The 25,578-nt window shown below is 69.3% G+C and carries 28 protein-coding genes; 15 read left to right on the plus strand and 13 right to left on the minus strand.

Annotated features, from left to right (window positions below; all coding sequences use genetic code 11):
• Positions 1–67 precede the first annotated feature (67 nt).
• Genes IEZ09_RS03730 through IEZ09_RS03745 form a run of 4 tightly spaced genes read left to right on the plus strand, consistent with a single transcriptional unit; the run spans position 68 to position 3,363 of the window.
• On the plus strand, positions 68–835 hold the full coding sequence (locus IEZ09_RS03730) for an enoyl-CoA hydratase family protein (RefSeq protein WP_189252064.1): 768 nt from the start codon (positions 68–70) through the stop codon (positions 833–835).
• The gene (locus tag IEZ09_RS03735; protein ID WP_189252065.1) at positions 810–1,607 is read left to right on the plus strand and encodes a CoA transferase subunit A; all 798 of its coding nucleotides are present in this window, start codon (positions 810–812) and stop codon (positions 1,605–1,607) included. Before IEZ09_RS03730 ends, IEZ09_RS03735 begins: the two co-directional genes overlap by 26 nt.
• On the plus strand, positions 1,604–2,317 hold the full coding sequence (locus IEZ09_RS03740) for a CoA-transferase subunit beta (protein WP_189252066.1): 714 nt from the start codon (positions 1,604–1,606) through the stop codon (positions 2,315–2,317). Before IEZ09_RS03735 ends, IEZ09_RS03740 begins: the two co-directional genes overlap by 4 nt.
• Positions 2,314–3,363, plus strand: coding sequence for an NAD(P)H-dependent flavin oxidoreductase (locus IEZ09_RS03745; RefSeq protein WP_189252067.1), 1,050 nt, complete (start codon positions 2,314–2,316; stop codon positions 3,361–3,363). Before IEZ09_RS03740 ends, IEZ09_RS03745 begins: the two co-directional genes overlap by 4 nt.
• Here the strand turns inward: IEZ09_RS03745 and IEZ09_RS03750 are convergent.
• From IEZ09_RS03750 to IEZ09_RS03765, 4 genes are read right to left on the minus strand one after another with little or no spacing between them, the layout of a single operon-like run.
• Positions 3,347–4,492, minus strand: a complete 1,146-nt coding sequence (locus IEZ09_RS03750) for an acetyl-CoA C-acetyltransferase (RefSeq protein ID WP_189252068.1) — start codon at positions 4,490–4,492, stop codon at positions 3,347–3,349. The two genes, IEZ09_RS03745 and IEZ09_RS03750, sit on opposite strands and share 17 nt — an antisense overlap.
• Positions 4,493–4,505: 13 nt before the next feature.
• Positions 4,506–5,102 carry a TetR/AcrR family transcriptional regulator gene (locus IEZ09_RS03755; RefSeq protein ID WP_189252069.1) on the minus strand — a complete coding sequence of 199 codons (597 nt, stop codon included), beginning with the start codon at positions 5,100–5,102 and terminating at the stop codon, positions 4,506–4,508.
• A 14-nt stretch (positions 5,103–5,116) separates the two neighbouring features.
• Complete coding sequence (locus IEZ09_RS03760; RefSeq protein WP_189252070.1) at positions 5,117–5,860, minus strand: SDR family oxidoreductase; 744 nt, start codon at positions 5,858–5,860, stop codon at positions 5,117–5,119.
• Positions 5,857–6,936 (minus strand): acyl-CoA dehydrogenase family protein, encoded by a 1,080-nt coding sequence (locus IEZ09_RS03765; RefSeq protein ID WP_189252071.1) that lies wholly within the window; start codon positions 6,934–6,936, stop codon positions 5,857–5,859. The genes IEZ09_RS03760 and IEZ09_RS03765 overlap by 4 nt, the downstream gene beginning before the upstream one ends.
• Positions 6,937–6,979: 43 nt before the next feature.
• Here IEZ09_RS03765 and IEZ09_RS03770 point away from each other — a divergent pair, with 43 nt between their 5' ends.
• The 6 genes from IEZ09_RS03770 to IEZ09_RS03795 are packed head-to-tail and all read left to right on the plus strand — an operon-like array spanning position 6,980 to position 12,775.
• A complete protein-coding gene (locus tag IEZ09_RS03770) occupies positions 6,980–8,455 on the plus strand; it encodes a FadD3 family acyl-CoA ligase (protein WP_189252072.1) in 1,476 nt (491 codons plus the stop codon).
• Positions 8,452–9,282, plus strand: a complete 831-nt coding sequence (locus tag IEZ09_RS03775) for an enoyl-CoA hydratase (protein ID WP_189252073.1) — start codon at positions 8,452–8,454, stop codon at positions 9,280–9,282. Before IEZ09_RS03770 ends, IEZ09_RS03775 begins: the two co-directional genes overlap by 4 nt.
• The gene (locus tag IEZ09_RS03780; protein ID WP_189252074.1) at positions 9,282–10,373 is read left to right on the plus strand and encodes an acyl-CoA dehydrogenase family protein; all 1,092 of its coding nucleotides are present in this window, start codon (positions 9,282–9,284) and stop codon (positions 10,371–10,373) included. Before IEZ09_RS03775 ends, IEZ09_RS03780 begins: the two co-directional genes overlap by 1 nt.
• Entirely contained in the window at positions 10,370–11,173 is an 804-nt protein-coding gene (locus IEZ09_RS03785) for an acyl-CoA dehydrogenase family protein (protein ID WP_189252075.1), read from the plus strand. Before IEZ09_RS03780 ends, IEZ09_RS03785 begins: the two co-directional genes overlap by 4 nt.
• On the plus strand, positions 11,170–12,192 hold the full coding sequence (locus IEZ09_RS03790) for an acyl-CoA dehydrogenase family protein (protein ID WP_189252076.1): 1,023 nt from the start codon (positions 11,170–11,172) through the stop codon (positions 12,190–12,192). The genes IEZ09_RS03785 and IEZ09_RS03790 overlap by 4 nt, the downstream gene beginning before the upstream one ends.
• A 10-nt stretch (positions 12,193–12,202) precedes the next feature.
• Positions 12,203–12,775, plus strand: a complete 573-nt coding sequence (locus IEZ09_RS03795; protein ID WP_189252077.1) for a hypothetical protein — start codon at positions 12,203–12,205, stop codon at positions 12,773–12,775.
• Here IEZ09_RS03795 and IEZ09_RS03800 read toward each other — a convergent pair.
• Positions 12,772–13,161: a helix-turn-helix domain-containing protein gene (locus tag IEZ09_RS03800; RefSeq protein WP_189252078.1), complete on the minus strand. Its 390-nt coding sequence runs from the start codon at positions 13,159–13,161 to the stop codon at positions 12,772–12,774. The two genes, IEZ09_RS03795 and IEZ09_RS03800, sit on opposite strands and share 4 nt — an antisense overlap.
• A 42-nt stretch (positions 13,162–13,203) precedes the next feature.
• Between IEZ09_RS03800 and IEZ09_RS03805 the strand changes: the two genes are divergently transcribed.
• Positions 13,204–14,025, plus strand: coding sequence for a class I SAM-dependent methyltransferase (locus tag IEZ09_RS03805; protein ID WP_189252079.1), 822 nt, complete (start codon positions 13,204–13,206; stop codon positions 14,023–14,025).
• On the opposite strand, the gene hsaB is transcribed toward IEZ09_RS03805, so the two are convergent.
• Genes hsaB through IEZ09_RS03845 form a run of 8 tightly spaced genes read right to left on the minus strand, consistent with a single transcriptional unit; the run spans position 14,011 to position 21,550 of the window.
• Positions 14,011–14,580 (minus strand): 3-hydroxy-9,10-secoandrosta-1,3,5(10)-triene-9,17-dione monooxygenase reductase subunit, encoded by a 570-nt coding sequence (gene hsaB / locus IEZ09_RS03810; RefSeq protein ID WP_268247595.1) that lies wholly within the window; start codon positions 14,578–14,580, stop codon positions 14,011–14,013. The genes IEZ09_RS03805 and hsaB overlap by 15 nt on opposite strands.
• On the minus strand, positions 14,544–15,446 hold the full coding sequence (gene hsaC, locus IEZ09_RS03815; protein WP_189252081.1) for an iron-dependent extradiol dioxygenase HsaC: 903 nt from the start codon (positions 15,444–15,446) through the stop codon (positions 14,544–14,546). The genes hsaB and hsaC overlap by 37 nt, the downstream gene beginning before the upstream one ends.
• On the minus strand, positions 15,446–16,255 hold the full coding sequence (gene hsaD, locus IEZ09_RS03820; protein WP_189252082.1) for a 4,5:9,10-diseco-3-hydroxy-5,9,17-trioxoandrosta-1(10),2-diene-4-oate hydrolase: 810 nt from the start codon (positions 16,253–16,255) through the stop codon (positions 15,446–15,448). The genes hsaC and hsaD overlap by 1 nt, the downstream gene beginning before the upstream one ends.
• A gap of 10 nt (positions 16,256–16,265) precedes the next feature.
• Positions 16,266–17,432 carry a 3-hydroxy-9,10-secoandrosta-1,3,5(10)-triene-9,17-dione monooxygenase oxygenase subunit gene (gene hsaA / locus IEZ09_RS03825; RefSeq protein ID WP_189252083.1) on the minus strand — a complete coding sequence of 389 codons (1,167 nt, stop codon included), beginning with the start codon at positions 17,430–17,432 and terminating at the stop codon, positions 16,266–16,268.
• On the minus strand, positions 17,429–18,433 hold the full coding sequence (gene dmpG / locus IEZ09_RS03830) for a 4-hydroxy-2-oxovalerate aldolase (RefSeq protein WP_301324610.1): 1,005 nt from the start codon (positions 18,431–18,433) through the stop codon (positions 17,429–17,431). The genes hsaA and dmpG overlap by 4 nt, the downstream gene beginning before the upstream one ends.
• Positions 18,405–19,298, minus strand: coding sequence for an acetaldehyde dehydrogenase (acetylating) (locus tag IEZ09_RS03835; RefSeq protein ID WP_189252085.1), 894 nt, complete (start codon positions 19,296–19,298; stop codon positions 18,405–18,407). Before IEZ09_RS03835 ends, dmpG begins: the two co-directional genes overlap by 29 nt.
• A 9-nt stretch (positions 19,299–19,307) precedes the next feature.
• A complete protein-coding gene (locus tag IEZ09_RS03840) occupies positions 19,308–20,078 on the minus strand; it encodes a 2-keto-4-pentenoate hydratase (RefSeq protein WP_189252086.1) in 771 nt (256 codons plus the stop codon).
• Positions 20,072–21,550 carry an FAD-binding protein gene (locus tag IEZ09_RS03845; RefSeq protein ID WP_229812214.1) on the minus strand — a complete coding sequence of 493 codons (1,479 nt, stop codon included), beginning with the start codon at positions 21,548–21,550 and terminating at the stop codon, positions 20,072–20,074. Before IEZ09_RS03845 ends, IEZ09_RS03840 begins: the two co-directional genes overlap by 7 nt.
• 114 nt (positions 21,551–21,664) lie before the next feature.
• Here IEZ09_RS03845 and IEZ09_RS03850 point away from each other — a divergent pair, with 114 nt between their 5' ends.
• From IEZ09_RS03850 to IEZ09_RS03865, 4 genes are read left to right on the plus strand one after another with little or no spacing between them, the layout of a single operon-like run.
• A complete protein-coding gene (locus IEZ09_RS03850; RefSeq protein WP_189252088.1) occupies positions 21,665–23,236 on the plus strand; it encodes an FAD-dependent oxidoreductase in 1,572 nt (523 codons plus the stop codon).
• Positions 23,233–24,375: a 3-ketosteroid-9-alpha-monooxygenase, oxygenase component gene (locus IEZ09_RS03855; protein ID WP_189252089.1), complete on the plus strand. Its 1,143-nt coding sequence runs from the start codon at positions 23,233–23,235 to the stop codon at positions 24,373–24,375. The genes IEZ09_RS03850 and IEZ09_RS03855 overlap by 4 nt, the downstream gene beginning before the upstream one ends.
• Entirely contained in the window at positions 24,372–24,611 is a 240-nt protein-coding gene (locus IEZ09_RS03860; RefSeq protein WP_440590317.1) for a hypothetical protein, read from the plus strand. The genes IEZ09_RS03855 and IEZ09_RS03860 overlap by 4 nt, the downstream gene beginning before the upstream one ends.
• Complete coding sequence (locus tag IEZ09_RS03865; RefSeq protein ID WP_189252090.1) at positions 24,604–25,572, plus strand: ferredoxin--NADP reductase; 969 nt, start codon at positions 24,604–24,606, stop codon at positions 25,570–25,572. Before IEZ09_RS03860 ends, IEZ09_RS03865 begins: the two co-directional genes overlap by 8 nt.
• Positions 25,573–25,578: the final 6 nt, after the last annotated feature.

Consider the following 25,578-nt stretch of genomic DNA (forward strand, 5'->3'; position numbering starts at 1 on the left):
GCACCTACCCCGGTCGCTCCGGCGCTGCTAAATTACCAAGCAATCGCTTGGTTCGGAAGGCGGCGCGATGGGAATCTCCAGCAGCCACACCGAAAACGGCATCATCGAGGTGACGGTCGACATCCCTCCTGTCAACGCGATCCCCGCGCGCGGCTGGTTCGAGCTGGCCGAGACGATCACGTACGCGGGCAGGGATCCCCAGGCACGGGTCGTGATCCTCAGGGCCGAGGGCAGGGGGTTCTGCGCGGGCGTCGACATCAAGGAGATGCAGCGCACGCCCGGCTACGACGCCCTGATCGCCGCGAACAGGGGTTGCGCCAAGGCTTTCGCCGCCGTCTACGACTGCGAGGTGCCGGTCATCGCCGCGGTCAACGGGTTCTGCCTCGGCGGCGGCATCGGGCTGGTCGGCAACGCGGACGTCGTCGTCGCGTCCGACGACGCCACGTTCGGCCTCCCCGAGGTCGACCGGGGCGCGCTCGGCGCGGCAACCCACCTGGCCAGGCTCGTGCCGCAACACCTGATGCGGACGCTGTACTACACGGCCAGGACCGTCAGCGCGCAGACGCTGCACCACCACGGCAGCGTCTTCGAGGTCGTGCCGCGCGAGCAGCTCGACGACGCGGCCCGCGAGATCGCCAAGGAGATCGCCAAGAAGGACCCGACGGTGATCCGCGCGGCCAAGGAAGCGATCAACGGCATCGACCCGCAGCGCGTGCACACCAGCTACCGCTTCGAGCAGGGCTTCACCTTCGAGCTGAACCTCACCGGCGTGTCGGATCACGCCCGGCAGGCCTTCCTGGACGGAAACCATGCGCGACAAGCGAATGACAGCTGACGAGGCAGTCTCGGGGATCAAGGACGGCATGACCGTCGGCATCGGCGGCTGGGGCTCGCGGCGCAAACCGATGGCCCTGGTGAAGGCGCTTCTCCGGACCGACGTCAAGGACCTCGTCGTGGTCACCTACGGCGGCCCGGACGTCGGGCTGCTGTGCGCGGCGGGCAAGGTCCGCAAGCTGGTCTACGGGTTCGTCTCGCTCGACTCCATCCCGTACGACCCGTGGTTCAAACGGGTCCGCGAGGCCGGTGGGATCGAGGTGCTGGAGCTGGACGAGGGCATGTTCCAGACGGGGCTCAGGGCCGCCGCGCACCGGTTGCCGTTCCTGCCGATCAGGGCGGGCCTCGGTTCGGACGTGCTCAAGTACGCGCCCGAGATCAAAACCATCCGTTCGCCTTATGACGACGGTGAAGAGCTGGTCGCGATGCCCGCGCTGAAGCTCGACGTCGCGCTGGTGCACCTCAACCGCGCGGACCGGCACGGCAACGCCCAGTACCTCGGCCCCGACCCGTACTTCGACGACCTGTTCTGCCTGGCCGCGGACCGGCGTTACGTCTCCTGCGAGCGGATCGTGGAGACGTTCGACGGACCACCGCAGACGTTGCTGCTCAACCGGATGATGGTCGACGGAGTCGTGGAAGCACCGGGTGGGGCGGGGTTCACGAGCTGCGTCCCCGACTACCCGCGCGACGAGAAGCTCCAGCGCGAGTACGCCGAAGCAGCAGCCGACCTGGAGAAATGGCCGGACTTCTACGAGAGGGTGCTGGGATGAGCGACATCACCAGGGCCGAAATCTGCGTCACGGCCTGCGCCGACCTGTTCCTGGGCGCCGGTGAGACGCTCGCCAGCCCGATGGGGCTCATCCCGTCCCTCGGCGCGAAGCTCGCCCGCCTCACCACCGAACCCGACCTGCTGCTGAGCGACGGCGAGGCCTACCTCCTCACGCCGGAGTCCACTGTGGAGGGCTGGCTGCCGTACCGGAAGGTGTTCGACGTCGTCGCGCACGGCCGCCGGCACGTCGTGATGGGCGCGAACCAGGTCGACAGGTTCGGCAACCAGAACATCTCCGCGATCGGCGACCACGCGCGGCCCACCCGGCAGCTGCTCGGCTTCCGCGGCGCGCCGGGCAACACGATCAACCACCGCACCAGCTACTGGGTGCCGCGGCACAGCCCGCGCGTGCTGGTCGAGGCCGTTGACGTCGTCTCCGGCGTCGGCTACGACCACGCCGTGGGCCCGTTCCACGACGTCCATCGCGTCGTCACGAACCTGGCGGTGCTCGACTTCGACACCCCCGACCACTCGATGCGGCTGGTCTCCACCCACCCCGGCGTGTCGGTCGACGAAGTCCAGAAGCAGACGTCGTTCCCGCTGGTGGCGGACGAGGTGAGCGAGACCCGGCTGCCCACCGACGAGGAGCTCGAGCTGCTCCGCACCGTGCTCGATCCGGACAGCCGGCGCGACCGGGAAGTCCCGGCATGAGGACCGCGCTGACCGAGCTGGTCGGTGTCCGCCATCCCGTGGTGCAGACCGGGATGGGCTGGGTCGCGGGACCGCGCCTCGTCTCCGCGACCGCCGTAGCGGGCGGGCTCGGGATCCTCGCCTCGGCCACGATGACCTACGCCGAACTCGAAGCGGCCATCAAGGAAACCCGTTCTCGCACGTCACAACCGTTCGGCGTGAACCTGCGAGCCGACGCCCAGGACGCGGCCGAACGGGTCGACCTGCTGATCCGCGAACAGGTCAAGGTCGCTTCCTTCGCACTGGCCCCGAAACCGGACATGATCGCGAAGCTGAACGACGCCGGCGTCGTCGTGATCCCGTCGGTCGGTGCGGCCAGGCATGCGGAGAAGGTTGCGGAGTGGGGTGCCCACGCGGTGATCGTCCAGGGCGGCGAGGGCGGCGGCCACACCGGCGGCGTGGCGACGACCCTGCTGCTGCCGAGCGTGCTGGACGCGGTCGACATCCCGGTGGTCGCCGCGGGCGGCTTCTTCGACGGCAGGGGGCTCGCGGCGGCGCTCGCGTACGGCGCGGCCGGAATCGCGATGGGCACGAGGTTCCTGCTCACCCAGGAGAGCACGGTCCCCGACGCGGTCAAACAGGCCTACCTGCAACGAGACCTGAACGGCACGGTCGTGACCACCCGCGTCGACGGTCTGCCGCACCGAGTGCTGCGCACCGACCTCGTGAACCACCTGGAGCGGTCGGGGAAGGTCAGCAGCCTGGTCCGCGCGCTCGCCAACGCGGCCAGGTTCCGCCGGCACACCGGGCTGACCTGGCGCGCGATGATCCGCGAAGGCCTCGCCCTGCGGCACGGCAAGGACCTCACCTGGGCCCAGGTGATCATGGCCGCGAACACGCCGATGCTGCTGCGCGCCGGCCTGGTCGAGGGCAGGACCGACGCGGGCGTGCTCGCGTCCGGTCAGGTCGCCGGCCTCCTCAGCGACCTGCCGACCTGCGAGGAGCTGATCACCGGCATCGTCACCGACGCCGAGAAGATCATCGATCAGCTCAGAGACGTTCGATGATCGTCACGTTCGCCTGACCGCCACCCTCGCACATGGTCTGCAGGCCGTAACGACCGCCGGACCGCTCCAGCTCGTGCAGCAACGTCGTGAACAGCTTGGTGCCGGTCGCTCCGATGGGATGACCGAGAGCGAGCGCTCCCCCGTTGACGTTGACCTTCGCCAGGTCGACGCGCAACTCCTTGGCCGACGCCAGCGGAACGGACGCGAACGCCTCGTTGATCTCGAACAGGTCGATGTCCGAAATGGACATCCCGGCCCGTTCCAGCGCGAACCGGGTGGCGCGGATCGGCGCGGTCAGCATGTAGATCGGGTCGGACCCGCGAGCGGAGAGGTGGTGCACCCGAGCCCGCGGCGTCAGCTTCCGCTCGCGCACGGCCCGTTCCGACACGACGAGCACCGCCGAGGCACCGTCGGAGATCTGCGAGGACAACGCCGCCGTCGTCCGCCCGCCCGGCCGCAACGGTTGCAGCGCAGCCATCTTCTCGGCGCTGGTGTCCGGGCGCGGGCACTCGTCGTGCACGACGCCGTCGACCGGCGCGATCTCCCGGTCGAACCGGCCCTCCTTGATCGCGGTGATCGCCCGCAGATGGCTCTGCAGCGCGTACTCCTCCATCTCACGCCGCGAGAGGTCCCACCGCACGGCGATCAGGTCGGCGGCGCGGAACTGGTTGACCTCCTCGTCGCCGTACCGGTGCTGCCAGCCCTCGCAGCCCTCGAACGGGCTCCCCGCTGGTGAGTTGGCCGTCATGGCCGACCCGATCGGCACCTGCGACATGTTCTGCACGCCACCGGCGACGATCACGTCGGCGGTGCCGCTCATCACCGCCTGCGCCGCGAAGTGCAGCGCCTGCTGGCTCGACCCGCACTGCCGGTCGACCGTCACGCCCGGCACCTGCTCCGGGAAACCCGCCGCCAGCCAGGACGTCCGCGCGATGTCACCCGCCTGCGGCCCGACCGTGTCCACGCAGCCGAAGATCACGTCGTCCACGTCCGTCGGGTCGACGTCGACGCGGTTGAGCAGCGCCGTGATCACGTGCGCACCGAGATCGGCGGGATGCACGTGGCTCAGCACGCCGCCACGCCTGCCCGCCGGAGTCCGCACAGCCTCGATGATGTACGCCTCGGCCACGAGGGCCCTCCTTCTAGGTCTTCGAGTTCTTCCGGCGTCCCGTGGCGATGCCGTCGAGCAGGATCGCTAGGTACTGGTCGGCGACCGCGTCCGCGGACAGCCCGCCGCCCGGCCGGTACCAGCGCACGGCCACCCACACCGTGTCGCGGATGAACCGGTAGGCCAGGTCCACGTCGAGATCGGCGCGGAACACTCCCGCGCCGATTCCGTCCTCCAGCAGCACCGTCCAGAGCTTGCGGAACTCGACGTTGCGGTCGTCCAGGTACGAGAACCGCTCCAGCGGCATGAGGTGCTTGGACTCGTTCTGGTAGATCGCGACCTCGGCGTGCCGGGTGTCGATCGCCTCGAACGACGCCACGACCAGCGCCTTCAGCGTCTGCTTGGGGCCGAGGCCCGCGTCGACGATCTCCCGGTACCGCGTGAACAGCTCGTCGAGGAAGGTGCGCAGGATCTCGTCCACCATCGACTCCTTCGAGTCGAAGTGGTGATACAGGCTGCCGGACAGGATGCCCGCCGCGTCCGCGATGTCCCTGACCGTGGTCTGTCCGTACCCACGTTCGGCGAACATCCGTGCGGCGAGCTCCAGCAGCTCTGCCCTGCGGTTGCTCATCGGTCGTTCCTTCCTCACGGGTGCTGACTGCTCACCGAGACGACCTCGCCCGTCAGGTAGGACGAGTAGTCGCTGGCGAGGAACACGATCACATTCGCGACCTCCCACGGCTCGGCGGCGCGCCCGAAAGCCTCGCGGGACGCCAGTTCGGTCAGCAACTCCTCACTGGTGACCTTGGCGAGGAACGGGTGCGCAGCCAAGCTCGGAGCCACCGCGTTCACCCGGATGCCGTGCTCGGCCACGTCCATCGCGGCGCAGCGGGTGAGCGCCATGACTCCCGCCTTCGCCGCCGCGTAGTGGGCCTGGCCGCGCTGAGCGCGCCAGCCGACGACGCTCGAGTTGTTGACGACAACACCGCTTCGTTGGGCGACCATCTGGCGCAACACGGCCCTCGTGCAGCGGAACGTGCCGTTCAACGTCACGTCCAGCACGCGCGACCACTCGTCGTCGCTCATGTCGAGCACGGACTTCTCTCCGCCGAGGCCCGCGTTGTTGACCATCACGTCGATGCGGCCGTACCGCGCAACTGTTTCGTCAACGAGCGTCTGCACCTGCTGTTCGTTCGTGACGTCGCACGGGATCGCGTGATCCGCGCCGAGCGCCTCGTGCGTCTCCTTCAGCCGGCGCTCGTGCCAGTCGCTGATCACCACCGTGGCGCCCTCTTCGAGACAGCGTTTCGCCGTCGCCGAGCCGATGCCCGTGCCCGCCGCCGCGGTCACGACGACGACTTTGCCCTTCAGCAGGTCGTGGCCGGTCATCGCGGCAGCCCCAGGACGCGGTGGGCGATGATCTCCCGCTGGATCTCGTCCGAGCCGCCGTAGATCGTCTCCGCGCGGCTGAACAGGAACATCCGCTGCCACTGCGTGCCGTCGAGCATCGATTCGGGGCCGAGCGACTCCATCGCGAGCTCACCGAGCCTGCGGTGCCAACCGCCCCAGAACAGCTTCAGCACGGACGCCTCCGGGCCTGGTTCGTCGTTGAGGGTGCGCAACGTGTGTGAACGCATGACGTGGAGTTCGAGCCACGCCCTGGTGAGCTTCTCCCGCAGGTGGTCCGGGGCGCCGGCCATGATCGCGTCGAGCTCCCTGCGGAAGCCGACCTGGTGGCCGAGCATCGCGGTGCCGCGTTCGAAGCCGAGCGTGGCCATGGCGATCTTCCAGCCCTCGCCCGGCTGCCCGACGACGTTCTCGCGGGCGGTGACCGCGCCGTCGAAGAAGACCTCGTTGAACTCGGACGTGCCGGTCAGCTGACGGATCGGCCGCACCTCGATGCCCGGCTGGTGCATCGGCACGAGCAGGTACGACAGGCCATGGTGGCGTTGCGATCCCGGTTCCGTGCGGCACAGAACAAAAATCCAGTCGGAGTAGTGCGCGTTCGACGTCCAGATCTTCTGGCCGTCGATCACCCACCGGTCGCCTTCGAGGGTGGCCTTCGTCTGGACAGACGCGAGGTCGGAGCCCGCACCCGGCTCGGAGTAACCCTGGCACCACAGCTCGTCGAGGCTGCGGATCTTGGGCAGGAACCGTTCCTTCTGCTCTTCCGTGCCGAACGCGATGAGCGTCGGGCCGAGCAGCCCCTCGCCCACGATGTCGACCTTCGCGGGTGCGTCTGCCTCCGCGTACTCCTCGTGGAAGACGACCTGCTCCTCCACGCTGCGCCCGCCGGGCCAGCCGAGGCACGTCCACCCGTGTGCCGCCAGGTGCCGGTGCCACCGCAGCCGTCCCTCGAACGCCTCGTGCTCGCGACCCGGCCCGCCCAGGCCGCGCAGCTCCGCGAACTCACCGACGAGGTTGGCGGACAACCATTCCCGCACCTCGCGCCGGAAGGACTCCATGGGCCATACTCTAACCTACCAAGCACTTGCTTTGGAGGACGTGATGGGCGGCGATCCAAGCAGGCAAACGGTTTCAGCGGTGCTCGACCGCGCTGCCTCGCTCTTCGGCGACGCGGAAGCGTTGGTGGACGGGGACGTCCGCCTCACCTACACCGCGCTGCGGGCGCAGGTGCACACCACGGCGCGCGCACTCATCGGGATGGGCGTGCAGCCGGGCGACCGGGTCGCTCTGTGCGCACCGAACTCGCGGCACTGGGTGGTCGCGGCGCTCGGCGCGGTGCACGCGGGTGCCGCACTGGTGCCGATCAACACCCGGTTCACCGCTGCCGAGACGCTCGACGTGCTGCGGCGCAGCAAGGCGCGGGCTTTCCTCGTCGAGAGCGAGTTCCTCGGCCGCGACCGGCTCGCGGAGCTGCGCGGCGAGGACCTGCCCGAGATCATCGTGCGATTACCCGCCGACTGGGTCGACTGGGCGACGAACCTGCCGTCGCTCGATCCGGACCAGCTCTGCGACGTCATGTTCACGTCGGGGACGACCGGGCGCAGCAAGGGCGCGATGAGCGCGCACCGGCAGTCGCTCGGCGTCGCGGAGGCGTGGGCCTCGTGCGGCGAGCTGTCGTCGAGCGACCGGTACCTGATCGTCAACCCGTTCTTCCACACCTTCGGCTACAAGGCGGGGATCCTCGCCAGCCTGCTGCGGGGCGCGACGATCGTGCCGCAGCAGGTGTTCGACGTCACCGAGACGATGCGGCTGATCGAACAGGAGCGCATCACCGTGCTCCCCGGCCCGCCGACGATCTACCAGTCGTTGCTCGATCACCCGGACCGGAAGTCGTACGACCTGTCCAGCCTGCGGCTCGCGGTGACAGGGGCCGCGGTGGTGCCCGTGACGCTGGTCGAGCGGATGCAGTCTGAGCTCTCGTTCTCGACGGTGCTCACGGCGTACGGGCTCACCGAGGCCGTGGTGGCCACGATGTGCCGTCCCGACGACTCGCCCGAGACCGTCGCGCACACGTGCGGGCGGCCGTTGGCGGACTTCGAGCTCAAGCTGGGCGAGAAGGACGAGGTGCTGCTGCGCGGCCCGAACGTGATGCTCGGCTACCTCGACGACCCGGAGGCGACCGCCGCCGCGATCGACCCCGACGGGTGGCTGCACACGGGTGATGTCGGGCGAATCGACGAGCGCGGTTACCTCTCGATCACCGACCGGCTGAAGGACATGTACATCTGCGGCGGGTTCAACGTCTACCCCGCGGAGATCGAGCAGGCGCTGGCCCGGCTGCCGGGAGTCGCCGAGTCGGCCGTGGTCGGCGTGTTCGACGAGCGGCTGGGCGAGGTCGGTGTCGCGCACGTCGTGACGTCGCCCGGATTCGAGCTGACGGAGGCCCAGGTGATCGAGTTCTGCCGCGGCCGGCTGGCCAACTACAAGGTGCCGCGGGCCGTCGAGTTCCACCCCGCGCTCCCCCGCAACGCCGGTGGCAAGGTCCTCAAACACCTACTGCGCAAGGAGAACGCGTGACAGTGGAGTATGAGCGGCGGGACGCGGTCGCCGTCGTGACCATGAACCGCCCGGAGTACCGCAACGCGCAGAACTCGGCGATGACCTACGCGTTGGACGAGGCCTTCACGCGCGCGGTGAACGACGACGAGGTCAAGGTGATCGTCCTGGCCGGTGCCGGCGACCACTTCTCCGCGGGCCACGACATCGGCTCGCCCGGCCGGGACGTCGACGTGTCGTACGAGCGCAAGGCCGTCATGTGGTGGGACCACGTGGGCCGGTCAGGTGGTGATCTCCGGTTCGCCCGCGAGATGGAGGTCTACCTCGGCATGTGCCGGCGGTGGCGCGAGATCCCCAAGCCGATGATCGCGATGGTGCAGGGCGCGTGCGTGGCGGGCGGGCTGATGCTCGCCTGGGTGTGCGACCTGATCGTGGCCGCCGAGGACGCGTTCTTCGCCGATCCCGTGGTGCGCATGGGGATTCCGGGCGTCGAGTACTTCGCCCACCCGTGGGTGCTCGGTCCGCGTGCCGCGAAAGAGGTGCTGTTCACCGGCGACCGCTTCTCGGCTCAGCGCGCCTACGAGTGGGGCATGGTGTCGCGCGTCGTTCCGCGCTCCTCGTTGGAGTCGTCCGTTTTCGAGCTGGCTTCGCGGATCTCGGCGATGCCGCAGTTCGGGCTCGCGCTGGCCAAGAAGGCGGTCAACCAGTCAGAGGACCTCATGGGCATGCGGGCCGGGATGGACTCGGTGTTCGGGTTGCACCACTTCGCGCACGCCCACAACGCCGAGGTGAGCCCCGACGCGCTGGCGGGCATGGACGCCCGTTCGATGAAGAAGGCCTCCAGCTGATGGATCTCGACTTGGACGCCGCGACGCTGGAGTTCCAGGCCGAGGTGCGCTCGTGGCTGGCCGGGCACGTTCGTCCACTGTCCTCGATGGACACCGCCGCGGGTTTCGAGGAGCACCGCTCGTGGGAACGGCTGCTCGCCTCGGAGCGGCTGTCGGTGGTCTCGTGGCCGGAGGCGTTCGGCGGCCGGAATGCTTCGCTGCTGCAATGGCTGATCTTCGAGGAGGAGTACCACGCGTCGGGCGCACCCGGCCGGGTCTCGCAGAACGGCATCTTCCTGCTGGCACCGACCTTGTTCGCGCACGGCACGGACGAGCAGCGTGCGCGGATCCTGCCGCCGATGGCGGGGGGTGACGAGGTGTGGGCGCAGGCCTGGTCGGAGCCCGAGGCCGGATCCGACCTGGCGTCGTTGCGCAGCACGGCGGTCCGGTGCGAGGGCGGCTGGTTGTTGCGCGGCCAGAAGACGTGGAGCTCGCGGGCGGCGTTCGCGGACCGGGCGTTCGGGTTGTTCCGGACGTCGGCGGAAGGGCGTCACCGCGGCCTGACGTACCTGATGTTCGACCTGCGCGCCGACGGGGTGACCGTGCGGCCGATCAACCAGCTCGACGGTGAACCCGGCTTCGCCGAGATCTTCCTGGACGACGTGTTCGTGCCGGACCGTGACGTGATCGGTGCCGTTGGCGACGGCTGGCGCGTGGCGATGAGCACCGCCGGGAACGAACGCGGGCTGTCGCTGCGCAGTCCCGGCCGGTTTGTCGCGGCCGCCGGACGGCTGGTGGAGCTGTACCGCAAGAACCCCGACCCGGCGTTGCGTGATCGGGTCGTGGACGCGTGGATCGGTGCGCAGGCGTATCGGCTCCACACCTTCGGATCGCTCGCCAACCCTCCAGCGGGGCCGGCGGCGAGCGTGACGAAGGTGTTCTGGTCCGAGCTGGACCTGGCGTTGCACGAGACGGCTCTCGACCTGCTCGGGGAGGTCGCGCCCGGCTGGCGGGACGGGTGGCTGTTCTCGCTGGCCGGGCCGATCTATGCCGGCACCAACGAGATCCAGCGCAACGTGATCGCCGAGCGGATTCTGGGGTTGCCGCGATGATGCTGACGCTGTCGCCCGAGCAGGCGGACTTCGCCGGGGTGTTGCACGACTTCCTGGCTGCGGGGAAACGGGAGCTGGGCGAGCTCGGCGTCGGCGAGGTGACGGATCCGGCCGACCTGGTGGTGGTGTTCGAGGAGCTGGGCCATCACGCGGTGCCGGGCCCGCTGATCGAGTCGCTCGCCGTGCTGCCGATGCTCGGCGCCGGTCCTGGTTCGGTTGCCTTTCCTCCTCACGTTCCGCACGCCGTCGAGGCCGACCGCTACTTCCTCGTCGAGGGCGACACCCTTCGCGAAGCCGTTGCCACCGCCGAGCTGTCCTCAGTGGACCCCGAGCGCCGCCTCGTCGAACTGATCCCCGGCCCGGTCATCGCCACCGGTGTGCCCGCCGCCCGCGCCTTCGACCTCGGCGTCCTCACCTGCTCGGCCCAGCTCCTGGGTCTCGGCCGCGCGATGCTGGAGATGACCACCGCCCACACCCTGACGCGCACCCAGTTCGGCAGGCCGATCGGCTCCTTCCAGGCCGTCAAACACCACCTCGCCAACGTGCTGATCGGCCTGGAACTGGCCAGACCTCTGGTGTTCGGCGCCGCCGTCACGATGACGACCCGCGACGTCTCCGCCGCCAAGGTCGCCGCCTCTGACGCCGCGTGGAACGCCGCGAGGACCGCCCTGCAGGTGCACGGCGCGATCGGCTACACCGCCGAGCACGAGCTCGGCCGGTTCCTCCTGCAGACCCGAGCCCTGCGCACCGCGTGGGGCAGCCCGTCGATGCACCGAGCGCGCGTGCTGGAGGCGTTGTGACACCGGAACAGCTCGCCCTGCGCGACGCCGTCCGCAGCCTGCTCGGCAAGCACTCCGACGTGCGGGCCGCGATCGAGACACCGGACGGCTACGACGAGGACCTGTGGGCTAGGCTGTGCGACATCGGTGTGCTGCCGATCCCCGAGCGGTACGGCGGATCCGGTGCCGGAATCGCGGAGACGGCGCTGGCTTTGGAAGAACTCGGCCGGACACTCACACCGTCGCCGCTGCTCTCGTCCGCCATCGCCGCGCAGGCGCTTCTGGCCTCTGGCAACGAAGAAGCCTGCACACGACTCTTGCCGCGAATCGCCAACGGGGCCGTTGCCGCGCTCGTCTGGCCGTGGGACACCGCCGAGGTCACGGCGACCCCGGTTCTGGACCACCCCGAGATCACCACCGCAGCGGCCGCGAGCGAGTCCCTCGACGGCACCGCCCGGCACGTGCTGTACGGCGATCTCGCCGAGATCCTGCTCGTGTCCGACGGTGTCTCGCTGTTCGAGGTCGATGACGACGTGACCCGCGAGCACACGCCCACGATGGACCAGACCAGGCGCCTGGCCACGATCCAGCTGTCCGGTGCCTCCGGCACCCGCCTGGGTCCCTGGTCGTCCGGCGTCCGCGACATCGCCCTGGCGGCACTGGCCGCGGAACAGGTCGGTGCGGCCGCAAGAGCGCTGGAACTCACGGTCGAATACACCAAGACGCGGGTTCAGTTCGGCAGGCCCATTGGCTCGTTCCAGGCGTTGAAGCACCGCATGGCCGACCTCCATGTGCTGGTGGAGACGGCTCAATCGGCCGCGCTGGCGGCAACGGACGAGGTGTCCGCGGCGGTCGCGAAGGTGTACTGCTCCGAGGCGTTCTGCAAGGTCGCGGCCGAGATGATCCAGCTGCACGGCGGCATCGCGATCACCTGGGAGCACGACGCCCACCTGTACTTCAAGCGGGCGCACGGTAGCGCGCAGCTGTTCGGCAGTCCGGCGGATCACCTCGACCGGCTCGCGAAGTTGGTTCGTGCGTGATCATGGTTCCATGGATGCGCAGACCTACGCCGCGATCACGGACCTGTGCGCGCGGCTCGCGGGCCGGTTGGAGGACGACATCCTGCGCTCGGTGCGCGAGGACTACTTCGGTGGCGAACCCGGGCTGGCCGAGGCGACGCTGCTGCTCACCTCGCAGCACGAGAACATCGGGCTGACCAGGGAGGAGCACGACCTCCTCCGGTCCACATCGGATGATCCGGTACCGGTCATCGACGAGGTGCCGCCGGTGCCGTACCGCTTCAGCGCCGACGGTCCCGCTGGTGCGCCGGCCCCGAGCAGAGCGGACGCCGTGCTGGCCGCCGACGCCGCGCGGCACGGGGGCCGCCGGCTGCACCGGGCCTGGCGGGAGCCGCTCGACGGCGCACCCGACGGTGCGAAGTGGGTGTACGTGCTGGAGACCTCCGAAACCGCGAACGTGCTCGGCGCCTTCGCCGGACTCTCCGCGAGGTTGTGGGTGGCGCTGCGGGAGAAGTGGCCGCTCGAGGTCGTCGTCGAGGGCAGGCAGCTGCCGCCGTACCAGACCGCCGCCTTGGCCTCGGCACGGCAGATCTGGAGCGTCTAGCTCGTAAGACGCTCCAGCAGGCGGCGGAACTTCGGGCACTCCAGGTGGGTCGGCGCCGGGCACGCGGCGGCGTGTCGCAGCCCGTCCCGCATCACGGTCAGTCGCCGGATGGTCGCATCCAGCTCGTCCGTCTTGCTCGTGAGCAACGCGCGGTCGAGCTGCGGGCGGCCGTCCGGCGCGAACATCCGCGCGATCTCGTCAAGGGTGAAGCCCGCGGCGCGACCGACCGAGATCAGCGCCAGCCGCTGGAAAACGCCCTGGTCGAACACCCGCGTGAGGCCACGCCGCCCGACCGAGCCGATCAGGCCGCGCTCCTCGTAGTAGCGCAGGGTCGAGGCGGGCACGCCGGACCGCCGGACCACCTCGCCGATACCGAGTTCACCCATCAGACTTGACCTCAAGCCGACTTGAAGTAGGACGGTAGGAGCATGACACCTGAGGTCAACAGCGAACAGGCGGCACTGTGGAACGGCCCCGGCGGGCACGGCTGGGCCGCGGCGCGCGACATGGTCGACGTGGTTCTCCAGCCGTACGAGGACCTGCTCGTCGCGGCGGCGAAAGAACGCCCGCGCAGTGGCGTGCTCGACGTCGGCTGCGGCACCGGAGGCGTGATCAGGGCGATCGGCGCGGCGCTCGGTGACGTGCCGTGCGTCGGCGTCGACATCTCCGGGCCGCAGATCGCGGTGGCGGAGGAGACCGCGAACGTGCGGTTCTTCCAGGCGGACGCGCAGGTGCACCCGTTCGAGCCGGAGTTCGACCTGATCGTCTCGCGGTTCGGGGTCATGTTCTTCGACGATCCGGTGGCGGCCTTCCGCAACCTCAGGACCGCCGCGCGACCCGGTGGTGAGATGCGGCTGCTCGTGTGGCGCGGCAAGGGCGAGAACCCGTTCATGACGACCGCGGAACGTGCCGTCGAGACGCTGATTCCCGACCTGCCGACGTTCGACCCCGACGGGCCGGGACCACACTCGCTCGCGGATCCCGGCCGGGTGCGGACAGTGCTCGACGACAGCGGCTGGACCGGGATCGACCTGCGGAAGGTCGATCTGGACTGCGCCATGCCCGAGGACGCGCTGCCGAAGTACCTGACGATGCTCGGCCCGGTCGGCCGGGCGCTCCAGACCATGGGTGAACACGAGCGCGACGAGGTCCTCAACACGGTCCTGCGCGCGTTCGACCCGTTCGTGAGCGACGGAGAAGTCCGCTTCCCCACCGCGTCGTGGGAGGTCAGGGCACTAGCTCCACTCTGATTGGCGTTGCCAGGTCATCAGGTTGTCGAGCACCTCGCCGGACCAGCCGCGCGGGTCCAGTTCGGCGTGCACGGCGTAGCGGCCGCGGTAGAAGAGCAACGGCTGGGCGTCGCGCACCGGCCCGAGCTCCACGACCGAGCCGACGACCATGTGGTGGTCACCGGCGTCGTGCACCGCCGCCACCTGGCAGTCGACCCACGTGAGGACGCCGTCGAGCACCGGGGCACCGGTGGCCGACGGCGTCCAGGTCACGCCCGCGAACTTGTCCGCCCCGGCCTTGCCGAACACCGTCGAGATCTCCCGCTGGTCCTCCGCAAGGACGTTCACGCAGAACGCGCCCGACGAGGCCATCGCCGACCAGCTGCGCGATGTCCGTTGTGGACAGAACAGCACGAGCGGCGGGTCGAGCGAGAGCGCCGCGAACGCCTGGCAGGCGAACCCGACCGGGCCGTCCGTGGACATGCCGGTCACCACGGTCACGCCCGTGCAGAAGTGACCGAGAACCGAACGATAGCGGGCTACTTCTGGTAGCCCACGCTGAAGTCGTGTCCCCACAGGCTCACCGCCGTGCTCTCGCGTGCGATCCAGTCCTCATCGGACACCTGCCGTCCCTCGCAGCCGAACTCGACGTCGAACCCGCCGGGCGTCTTCATGTAGAACGACAGCATCAGGTCGTTGACGTGCCTGCCCAGCGTCGCCGACATCGGCACCTTGCGCCGCATCGCCCGGTCCAGGGTCAGGCCGACGTCGTCGGTGTTCTCGACCTCGACCATCAGGTGCACGATCCCGCTGGGCGTCGGCATCGGCAGGAACGCGAGGCTGTGGTGGCGCGGGTTGCAGCCGAAGAACCGCAGCCACGCCGGCGGCCCGTCGGCGGGACGGCCGACGAACTGCGGAGGCAGCCGCATCGAGTCGCGCAGCCGGAAGCCCAGCACGTCCCGGTAGAAGTGCAACGCGGCCTCGTCGTCCGAAGTGGACAGCACCACGTGCCCGAGGCCCTGCTCCTCGGTCACGAACCGGTGCCCGTACGGCGACACCACCCGCCGGTGCTCCAGCGCCGCACCGTGGAAGACCTCCAGGGTGTTGCCGGACGGGTCGTCGAAGCGGATCAGCCCGTTGACCCGCCGTTCGGCCAGGTCCTCGGCTGTGCCCTCGACGACCGCGACACCGGCGGACGCCAGCCGCTTGGCCACCTCGTCCAGCTCGGCCTCGGTCGCGACCTCCCAGCCAGAAGCCTGCAGACGATCAGATTCTCCCGGCACGATCACCAGCCGCGCGGGGAAGTCGTCCATCCGCAGGTACAACGCGCCAGGGGTCGAGCCCTTGCCCTCGACCATGCCGAGCACCTTCAGCCCGAACTCGCGCCACCGGTCCATGTCCGTGGCCTCGATCCGGAGATACCCCAGGGAACGGATACCCATCACGCCTCCGTCAGGAAGTCGACAGCCAGCCGGTTGAACTCGTCGAACTTCTCGAGCTGCGCCCAGTGCCCGCAGCCGCCGAACACGTGCAGCTGCGCCCGCGGGATCAGCTTCAGCGCGAGCAACGCTCCGTCGAGCGGATTCACCCGGTCTTCGCGGCCCCACACCAGCAGCACCCGCTGACGCAGCTTGTAGGCCTCACGCCAGAGCATCCCCTGCTCGAAGTCCGGCCCGGCGAACGACTTGCCGAGCGCCGCCATGGCGCGCAACGACTCGGGCTGTCGTGCCGCCTCGAACCGTTCGTCGATCAGCTCGTCGGTGACCAGCGACTGGTCGAAGACCATGATCCGCAGGAACTCCTCGATCCGTTCCCGCGTCGGGTCCTTGGCGAACGCGCTGAGCTTGCGCACGCCCTCCGTCGGGTCCGGCGAGAAGACGTTCAGCGACAGCCCACCCGGCCCCATCAGCACCAAGCGCCCGGCCCGTTTTCCGTGGTCCAGCGCGAACCGGACGGCGGTGCCGCCGCCGAGCGAGTTGCCCAGGATGTGCGCCCGCTCGACGCCGAGTGAGTCGAGCAGGTCCTTGAGCGCCCGTGCCGCGAAGGTGAAGTACTGGTCGTGCTCGGCGGGCTTGTCTGACTGGCCGTAGCCCGGCAGGTCCACCGCCAGCACGCGGAACGACTTCGCGAACACCGGGATGTTGCGGCCGAAGTTGCTCATCGCCGACGCGCCCGGCCCGCCGCCGTGCAGCAGGACCAGCGTCTCGGTGTGGTCGGTGCCCGCCTCGTGGTAGTGCAGCCGCACGTTCATCAACGCCCCCTCAGAACAGCCCGTCGCGGACCTGGATGCCGAGCTCGCCCTTGCCGTACATGACGAGCACGCGCTCCGGGTCGTTGGCCGCGTGCACCCGTGCGGCGTGCGCGTCGCGCCAGAACCGGGGCAGCGGCAGGCCGCTGTTGATCGCCTTGCCGCCCGCGCTCTCGAAGAGCCGGTCGATCGCGGAGATCGCCCTCGCGCTGCCCAGGACCTGATCCCTGCGCGCCCGCAGCCGCAGCTCGATCGGGATCTTCGTGCCGGCGACGGCGTGTTCCCACTCGTCGTTGATGTCCTTCTCGAGCTGCCACCACGCGGTGTCGATGTCGTTGGACGCCTGGGCGATCCGCACCTGGGCGAACGGGTCCTCGACGGACTTCTCGCCGAGGTAGGCGGCACGGACGCGTTCGCGGGTGGCGTTGACGTGCACCTCGTACGCGCCGTACGCCATGCCGATCATCGGCGCGGTGATCGCGTACGGGTGGATCGTCCCGTACGGCATGCGGAACAACGGCCCGGGGTTGACGTCCTGGCCGGGACAGATGCACCGCGCGGTGTGCATCATGCTCAGCGTCCGGTGCTCCGGCACGAACACGTCGGACACCACGATGTCGTTGCTGCCGGTGCCGCGCAGCCCGACGGTGTCCCAGACGTCGTTGATCGTGTAGTCGGCGATCGGCAGCAGGAACGTGCGGAAGTCGACGGGTTTGCCCTCGTCGTTCATCACCAGGCCGCCGAGCAGCACCCACGTGGCGTGGTCGCAGCCGGACGAGAAGCTCCACTTGCCGCTGAACCGGAACCCGCCCTCGACCGGTGTCGCGCGGCCCGTCGGCGCGTACGAGGAGGAGATCCGCGTGTCCTGGTCCTCGCCGAACACCTCGTCCTGCGCCCGCACGTCGAACAGCCCGACGTGCCACGGGTGCACGCCCAGCACGGACGCGACCCAGCCCGTCGACCCGCATGCGCTGCCGATCAGCTTCACCGCCGTGTAGAAGTCGAGCGGGTGCGACTCGAAGCCGCCGTACCGCGTGGGCTGCAGCATCCGGAAGAACCCGGCCTCCTGCAACGCCTTCACCGACTCCGGCGGCACCTTGCGCAGCTCCTCCGCCTCCGCCGCGCGTTCCCGCAGGCTGGGCAGCAGCTCCCGCACCTTGCCGAGGATTTCCTCGCTCATCGGACTTTCTCCCTGCTCAGCTCCAGTGCGATGTCGATCAGCTGATCCTCTTGGCCACCAACGAGCTTGCGTTCGCCCGCGCGGACGAGGATCTGCGCGCCGGACACGCCGTAGCGTTGCGCCTGCGTGTACGCGTGTTTGAGGAAGCTGGAGTAGACGCCCGCGTACCCCATCATCAGCGCCATCCGGTCGAGCAGGCACTCCTCGGGCATGACGGGCCGCACGACGTCCTCGGCCGCGTCCACGATCTTGAAGAAGTCGACGCCGGTTTCGAACCCGAGCTTGTCGCACACGCCGACGAACGCTTCCAGCGGCGTGTTTCCCGCGCCCGCCCCGAATCCGCGCACGCTGCCGTCGATCTGCTTCGCCCCGGCCCGTGCCGCCGCGACCGAGTTCGCCACGCTCAGCCCGAGGTTCTCGTGCCCGTGGAACCCGACCTGGGCGTCGTCGCCGAGCTCGGCCACCAGCGCGGACACCCGGTCGGAAACCTGTTCCAGCACCAGGGCTCCGGCAGAGTCGACCACGTAGACGCACTGACACCCGGCATCCGCCATGATCCGCGCCTGACGGGCCAACGCCTCCGGCGGCTGCGAGTGGGCCATCATCAGGAACCCGACGGTCTCCAGCCCGCGCTCGCGAGCCAGCTGGAAGTGCTGCACCGAGACGTCGGCTTCGGTGCAGTGCGTGGCGATCCGGACGATCGACGCCCCGTTGTCCTGCGAGATCAGGATGTCGTCCTTCACCCCGACACCGGGCAGCATCAGCACCGCGATCCTGGCCTGCTGCGCCGTCTCGGCCGCAACCTTGATCAGCTCTTGTTCGGGCGTGAGGCTGAAGCCGTAGTTGAACGACGACCCGCCGAGCCCGTCGCCGTGCGTCACCTCGATGACGGGCACCCCTGCGTCGTCGAGCGCCGCCACGATCGACCGGACGTCCTCGACCGTGAACTGGTGCCGCTTGTGATGCGAGCCGTCACGCAGTGACGTGTCGGTCAACCGCAGTGTTGGATTCTTTTGGTGCACGGGCGATCTCCTCCCCCACCTTCGTCGCGGCGGCCGTCATGATGTCGAGGTTCCCGGCGTAGGGAGGCAGGAAGTCGCCCGCGCCCTCGATCTCCACGAAGATCGACACCCGGCCGGCGTCGAACTGCGGCTCGCTCAGCAACCGGAAACCCGGGACGTACGAACGGATGTCGGACTCCATCCTGGCGATCGAGTCCGTGATCGGGTCCGGGTCGGCGTCCTCGGGAATCGCGCAGAAGATCGTGTCGCGCATGATCATCGGCGGGTCCGCCGGGTTCAGCACGATGATCGCCTTGCCGCGCTGGGCCCCGCCGATCGCCTCGATGCCCTTGCTCGTCGTGCGGGTGAACTCGTCGATGTTCGCGCGCGTTCCCGGCCCCGCGGACACCGAAGCCACGCTGGCGACGATCTCCGCGTACGACACGGGGACAACGCGGGACACCGCGTGGACCATGGGAATCGTGGCCTGGCCACCGCACGTGATCAGGTTGATGTTGGGCGCGTCCTGGTGCTCACCGAGGTTCACCGGCGGCACCACGTACGGCCCGACCGCGGCCGGTGTCAGGTCGATCGCCCGGATGCCCGCCTCCGCGTAGCGCGGCGCGTTGGCCCGGTGCACCGCCGCGGACGTCGCCTCGAACACGATGTCCGGCAGCTCGTCCTGACGCAGCAACCACTCCGCGCCGTCGACCGACACCTCCAGGCCAAGCGACGCCGCGCGCCTGAGCCCCTCGCTGGCCGGGTCGATGCCCACCATCCAGCGCGGCTGGAGCACCGGCGAGCGCAGGAGCTTGTAGAGCAGGTCGGTGCCGATGTTGCCGGACCCGACGATGGCCGCCTTCACCCAACCACCTCAATCGAATTTCAGGTCTGCGGAGCCGAGTCCGGCGAACTCGGCGTGGAACTCGTCACCCGGCCGCGCGTCGATCGCCCGCGTGCACGAACCGGGGAGCACGATGTCACCGGCCAGCAACCGGACACCGAACGAGGCGACCTTCTGCGCGAGCCACGCCACCGCGATCGCCGGATCGCCCAGCACCGCGTCGCCCCGGCCTTCCGCGACGACCTCACCGTTGCGGCGCAACGTCGCCTCGACGGCGCCGATGTCCAGTTCGGACGGTCGCACGCGCTCGGAGCCCAGCACGAAGCCCGCCGACGAGGCGTTGTCCGCGATGGTGTCCTGCAGACCGATCTTCCAGTCGATGATCCGGCTGTCGATCAGCTCGATGGCGGGCGCGACGAACTCCGTGGCGGCCAGCACGTCCTCGACCGTGCAGCCCTCCCCCGGCAGGTCGGCGCTCAGCAGGAACGCGATCTCCACCTCGACCCGCGGGTACAGGTACGCCGAGGCGTCCGCGGTCCCGGTCAGCTGCATGTCGTCGAGCAGGTGGCCGTAGTCGGGTTCGTCGACGCCCATCATCTGCTGCATCGCCAGCGACGACAGGCCGACCTTGTGCCCGATCACGTCGCGGTTGCGGTGCCGGACGTTGAGCAGCTGGATCTCGTAGGCGTCGACCACGTCGATCTCGGGAAACAGCTCGACCAGCGGTTTGATCGGCACGCGGTCGCGTTCGGCCACACGCAGCAGCTCGGCGGCCGCTTCTCTCTTCTGGATCGTCAGCACGTGGCCTCCCCTGCATCTCTTGATCTGGCGGCGACGTGTTGCCCTGCGCGGCGGCCCGAGAAGACGCAGTCGGCGAGCGCGAGCCCGCTGACGTAGGACTCCGAGCACACCCCGACCGCCGACCGGCCCGCCGCGTACAGGCCGGGAACTCCCTGCACCTGCCCGGTTTCCTCGTCCACGACGAGCCCGCCGAGCGTGAGCATCGGGCACGGGTAACCGAACCCGGCCCTGATCGACACGTTGATCAACGAGTACGGCGGTGTCCCGAACGGTTCGGGCACGCCGATACCCGCCTTCGCCGCCACGTCCTCGATGGTCGGCGCCGTGACCAGGCCGCGTTTCAGGAAGTAGCGGACCTGCCAGCGCTGGAACGGCGCCGTCTGCGTCTTCACCTGGGCCCGCGCGACGCGCAGGATGTCGTCGTCGATCAGCAGCCACGCCTTGCCATCGCGCCGAACGATCTCGCTGCCGATCGCCGCGCCGTATCTCGTCGGATCACCGAAGCTCCGGCCGGCGGAGTCGACGAGCACACCACGCTGCAGCGCACTGGGCGGCGTGATGAACCGCCACACCGAGATCCTGTCCATCCGCGCGGTCGTCCCACCAGCGGCGACACCGAGGCGGATACCGGTGCCGTCATCGCCGGGCGTGCCGAGCGCGAGGCCACCCCGGTACACCGGGCCGAGCCGCCGCACGCTCTCCCGGTCCGCGATGAACCCGCCCGCCGAGATGACGACTCCCCGCCGCGCGGTCACCGTGATCGACCGGCCGAACCGGCGTTCCAGCCACCCGGCCAGCGCGAACAGCCTTCTACCGGCAGGCGGGTAGTAGATCCACGGCTTGGCGCCTGCTTTCGACAACAGGCGATGCAGGGATTGCGGCACACCGGTCAGCGTCCGGCAGCGCACGCCCGTCACCCGGCCGTCGGTGGTGATCAGCTCTTCGGCACGGGTCTGCGGCATGATCCGCGCGCCCGCCCGCCGGGTCGCCTCGGCCAGCCGGGCGAAGAAAACCTTGCCCGAAGTGCCTTTCGCCTTGGTCCGATGACCGCGTGGGGCCGGGTCGGGCCAGGCGTCTTCACTGCCGGACTGGTAGAGGTAGTAGTCGTCCGTCGGATACGACGTCTTGAACGGGCACACGCTCGCGCCGAACGGCACGCCCTGGTCTTCCAGCCAGGCCAGCATCTTGGCGCTGTCCTCGCAGAACCTCCGGAGCGTCGCCTCGGACACCGCGTCCCGGACCTCGTGCTTGAGATACGAGAACATCGCCTCGGGCGTGTCGGTGACCCCGGCCTCGACCTGCTGCCGCGTCCCACCACCCGCGTAGACGACGCCGCCGGACAACGCGGTGGCACCACCGCCGGCGAACCGGTCGAGCACCACCACGGACGCACCGGCCGCCGCGGCTTCGAGGGCGGCGCACGCGCCGGCCGCACCAAAGCCGATGACGACCACGTCAGCGGTGACGTCCACGCATCCCTCCCGAAACATGTTCTCGGTGAGTCGACTTGCCTGGAACTCCTACACCATAGCGCCAAACCGGCTCAGAACTATAACCTGTTCTAGTCTGACATCCGGGGAGGTGCGATGTACGACGTGATCGTCGTCGGCAGCGGCGCGGCGGGCATGACAGCCGCGCTCTGCACCGCTGGGAACGGCCTGCGCACCCTCGTCGTCGAGAAGGCCGAGCACTTCGGCGGCTCGACGGCGCGGTCCGGCGGTGGCATCTGGGTGCCGAACAACCACGTCGTCGCCGCGGCCGGTCAGCCCGACTCACCGGAGCAGGCCAGCGCGTACCTGGAGCACATCGCCGGGGACGTGCCCGCCGACCTGCGCGAGGCGTTCCTCGACGCCGGACCGGCGATGCTGGCGTTCGTCTGCGCGCACACGCCGTTGAAGTTCCGCTGGGTCCGCGACTACGCGGACTACTACCCGGAGGCGCCCGGCGGCCGGCCGCGCGGCCGTTCGGTCGAACCGCTGCCGTTCGACACCAAGCTCCTCGGCGAGGAGATCAAGGACCTCGAACCGCCGTACGTGCCGACACCGGCGGGCATCGTGATCACCCAGACCGACTACCGCTGGCTCACGCTGATCGGACGGCATCCACGCGGCCTGCTGACCGCGGCCAAGGTCTTCGCCCGCCGGTTCCTGCCCGGCAGACGGCTCACCATGGGGCAAGCACTGGCGGCAGGCCTTCGAGCAGGACTGAAAGCGCTGAACGTGGAGGTCCGGCTCAACACCGCGATGACCGACCTGCACTTCGAGAACGGCCGGGTCGCCGGAATCGTCGCCGGCGACAAGCTGATCACGGCCAGGCACGTCGTGCTCGCGTCGGGCGGTTTCGAGCACAACGAGCAGCTGCGCAAACAACACCAGGACATCGGTACGGAGTGGACGGTCGGAGCGAAGGCCAACACCGGTGACGGCATCGAGGCCGGGCTGCGCGCGGGCGGCACGCTGGGGTTGATGGACGAGGCCTGGTGGGGCCCGTCCGTCCCGTTGCCGCGCGGTCCGTACTTCCTGCTCGCCGAACGCTCGCTGCCCGGATGCGTGCTGGTCGACAGCACCGGACGCCGGTTCGTCAACGAGGCGGCGCCCTACATCGACGTGGTGAAGGCGATGAACGGCAAGACCTGGCTGGTGTTCGACCACGCCTACCGCAGCCGCTACCCGTTCTGCGGCATCCCGCCGCGCCGCCCGCTCCCCCGGCGCTGGCGCGACGCCGTGCTGACCGCCCCCAGCCTCGACGAACTGGCCCAGGAAGCCGATCTCCCCGAACTCGTCGAGACCGTGCGGCACTTCAACACCCTCGCCGTGGACGGCACCGACACCGACTTCCACCGCGGCGACAGCGCGTACGACCGCTACTACGGCGATCCGCGCAACCACCCGAACCCGAACCTGGCGCCGCTCATGACCGGCCCGTTCTACGCGGTCAAGATCGTGCCCGGCGACCTCGGCACCAAGGGCGGCCTGCGCACCGACACCCACGCGCGGGTGCTGCGCGAGGACGGTTCGGTGATCGAAGGCCTGTACGCGGCGGGCAACACCACGGCGTCGGTGATGGGACACACCTACGCGGGCGCGGGCGCCACCCTCGGACCGGCTATGACGTTCGGTTATCTCGCCGGACTCGACATCTGTGGAGGAATGCGATGACGCAGGACAGCGTGCGGACGATCGACACCGGCGCACCTCCAGCGCGGTTCGCGCGCGGCTGGCACTGCCTCGGCCTGGCCGACAGCTTCCGCGACGGCAAACCCCACGCCGTCGAGGCGTTCGGCACGAAGCTCGTCGTGTTCGGAACTGAGGACGGCAAGCTCAACGTGCTCGACGGGTACTGCCGGCACATGGGCGGCGACCTCACCCAGGGCACGATCAAGGGCAACACCGTCGCCTGCCCGTTCCACGACTGGCGCTGGGCGGGCAACGGCAAGTGCGTCGACATCCCCTACGCCAAACGGGTTCCGCTGCGGGCGCGCACCCGGTCGTGGATCACGTTGGAGGAGAACAAACAGCTCTTCGTGTGGAACGACCCGCAGGGCAACCCGCCGCCCGCGCACGTCACGATCCCGCGCATCGACGCGGCATTCAGCGACGAGTGGAGCAACTGGACCTGGGACTCGGTGGTGATCGACGGCGCGAACTGCCGCGAGATCATCGACAACGTCGTGGACATGGCCCACTTCTTCTACATCCACTTCGCGTTCCCCACGTACTTCAAGAACGTGATGGAAGGCCACATCGCCTCGCAGTACCTGACCACGCGCGGGCGGCCGGACGTCGCGATGGGCTCGAACTACACGGGTGACGTGGAGGTGCGGTCGGAAGCCTCGTACTACGGGCCGTCGTACATGATCGACTACCTGTGGAACGACTACAAGGGCCTGGAGATCGAGACGGTGCTGATCAACTGCCACTACCCGATCACGCCGACGTCGTTCCGGCTGCAGTGGGGCGCGATCGTGAAGAAGCTGCCCGGTGTCTCCGACGAGCACGCCGACAAGATCGCGGCGAAGTTCGCGCGCGGCATCGGGGTCGGGTTCCTGCAGGACGTGGAGATCTGGCAGAACAAGACGCGGATCGACAACCCGTTGCTGTGCGAGGAGGACGGGCCCGTCTACCAGCTGCGGCGGTGGTACGAGCAGTTCTACGTCGACGTGGAGGACGTCACCGACGACATGGTGCGCCGCTTCGAGTTCGAGGTCGACACGAGTCGTGCCATCGAGGTGTGGGAGAAGGAGGTCGCCGAGAACCTCGCCAAGAGGGAACCGGCACCTCAGGAGCAGGCGACGTGAACGAGCGCGACGAGTTCCTCGTCGGCGGGATGGTGCCGGTGAGGTGCGACTGCGGGAACCGGGTGCTGGTCAAGAAGAACAGCCCGCAGCACACGAGCGTGCAGTGGCTCGCCGACACCAGTTCCTGTCCCGAGTTGTGCGGGCCGCGGTCGGCGTTCGTGCCGACGTGCCTGCGGTTGCGCGACAGCATCGAGAAGGCCGTGCGCGACGGAACGCTGGAGGTCGCCGATGGCTGAGGTGCACCGGCTGCGGGTCGAGGCCGTGATCGAGGAGACCGCGGACGCGCGCTCGTTCGTGTTGTCCGGAGTGGACTTCGCGGTGAAACCCGGGCAGTTCCTGACCGTGCGGGCGGGTGACGTGGCGCGCTGCTACTCCCTGTCCAGCGCGCCGGGTGAGCCGTTGAAGATCACGGTCAAGCGGACGCCGGACGGGTACGGCTCGCACTGGATGTGCGACCGGCTCAGCGCGGGGTGCGAGCTGGACGTGCTCGCTCCGGCCGGGGTCTTCACGCCGTCCTCGCTGGACTCCTCGCTGCTGGCGTTCGCGGCCGGGAGCGGGATCACGCCGGTCATGTCGATCATCCGGGCGGTGCTGACGCAGGGGTCCGGCCGGGTGTTCCTGGTGTACGCCAACAGGGACGAGGACTCGGTGATCTTCGCGCGTGAGCTCGACGAGCTGGCGCGGGCGCATCCGGATCGGCTGGTCGTGGTGCACTGGCTGGAGTCGGTGCAGGGGTTGCCGCACGTGGGTGCGTTGCGGGCGTTCGTGCGTGAGTGCGACGAGGCGTTCGTGTGCGGGCCGACGCCGTTCATGGAGGCCGCGCGCAAGGCCCTGCACGACGTTCCGGTCGTGCACATCGAGAAGTTCGTGTCGTTGTCGAGTGATCCGTTCACTTCGGTCGAGCCGCTGGCGGACGATCGGCCGGACGCTGTCGTCGAGGTCGATCTGGACGGTGAGCAGCACCGGTTTCCGTGGCCGGCGCGGACGAAACTCCTCGACCTGTTGCTGGAGAAGGGGCTCGACGCGCCGTACTCGTGCCGTGAGGGGGCGTGCAGCGCGTGTGCGTGCCGCCTCGTCGAGGGCGAGGTCAAGATGCTCAACAACGACGTGCTCGACTCCGAGGACATCGCCGACGGCATCGTGCTGGCGTGCCAGTCGGTTCCGGTCACCGACGTCGTGAAGATCACCTACGAGTGAGGGGCG

It is taken from the genome of Lentzea flava (assembly GCF_014648475.1).
GTDB lineage: Bacteria > Actinomycetota > Actinomycetes > Mycobacteriales > Pseudonocardiaceae > Lentzea > Lentzea flava.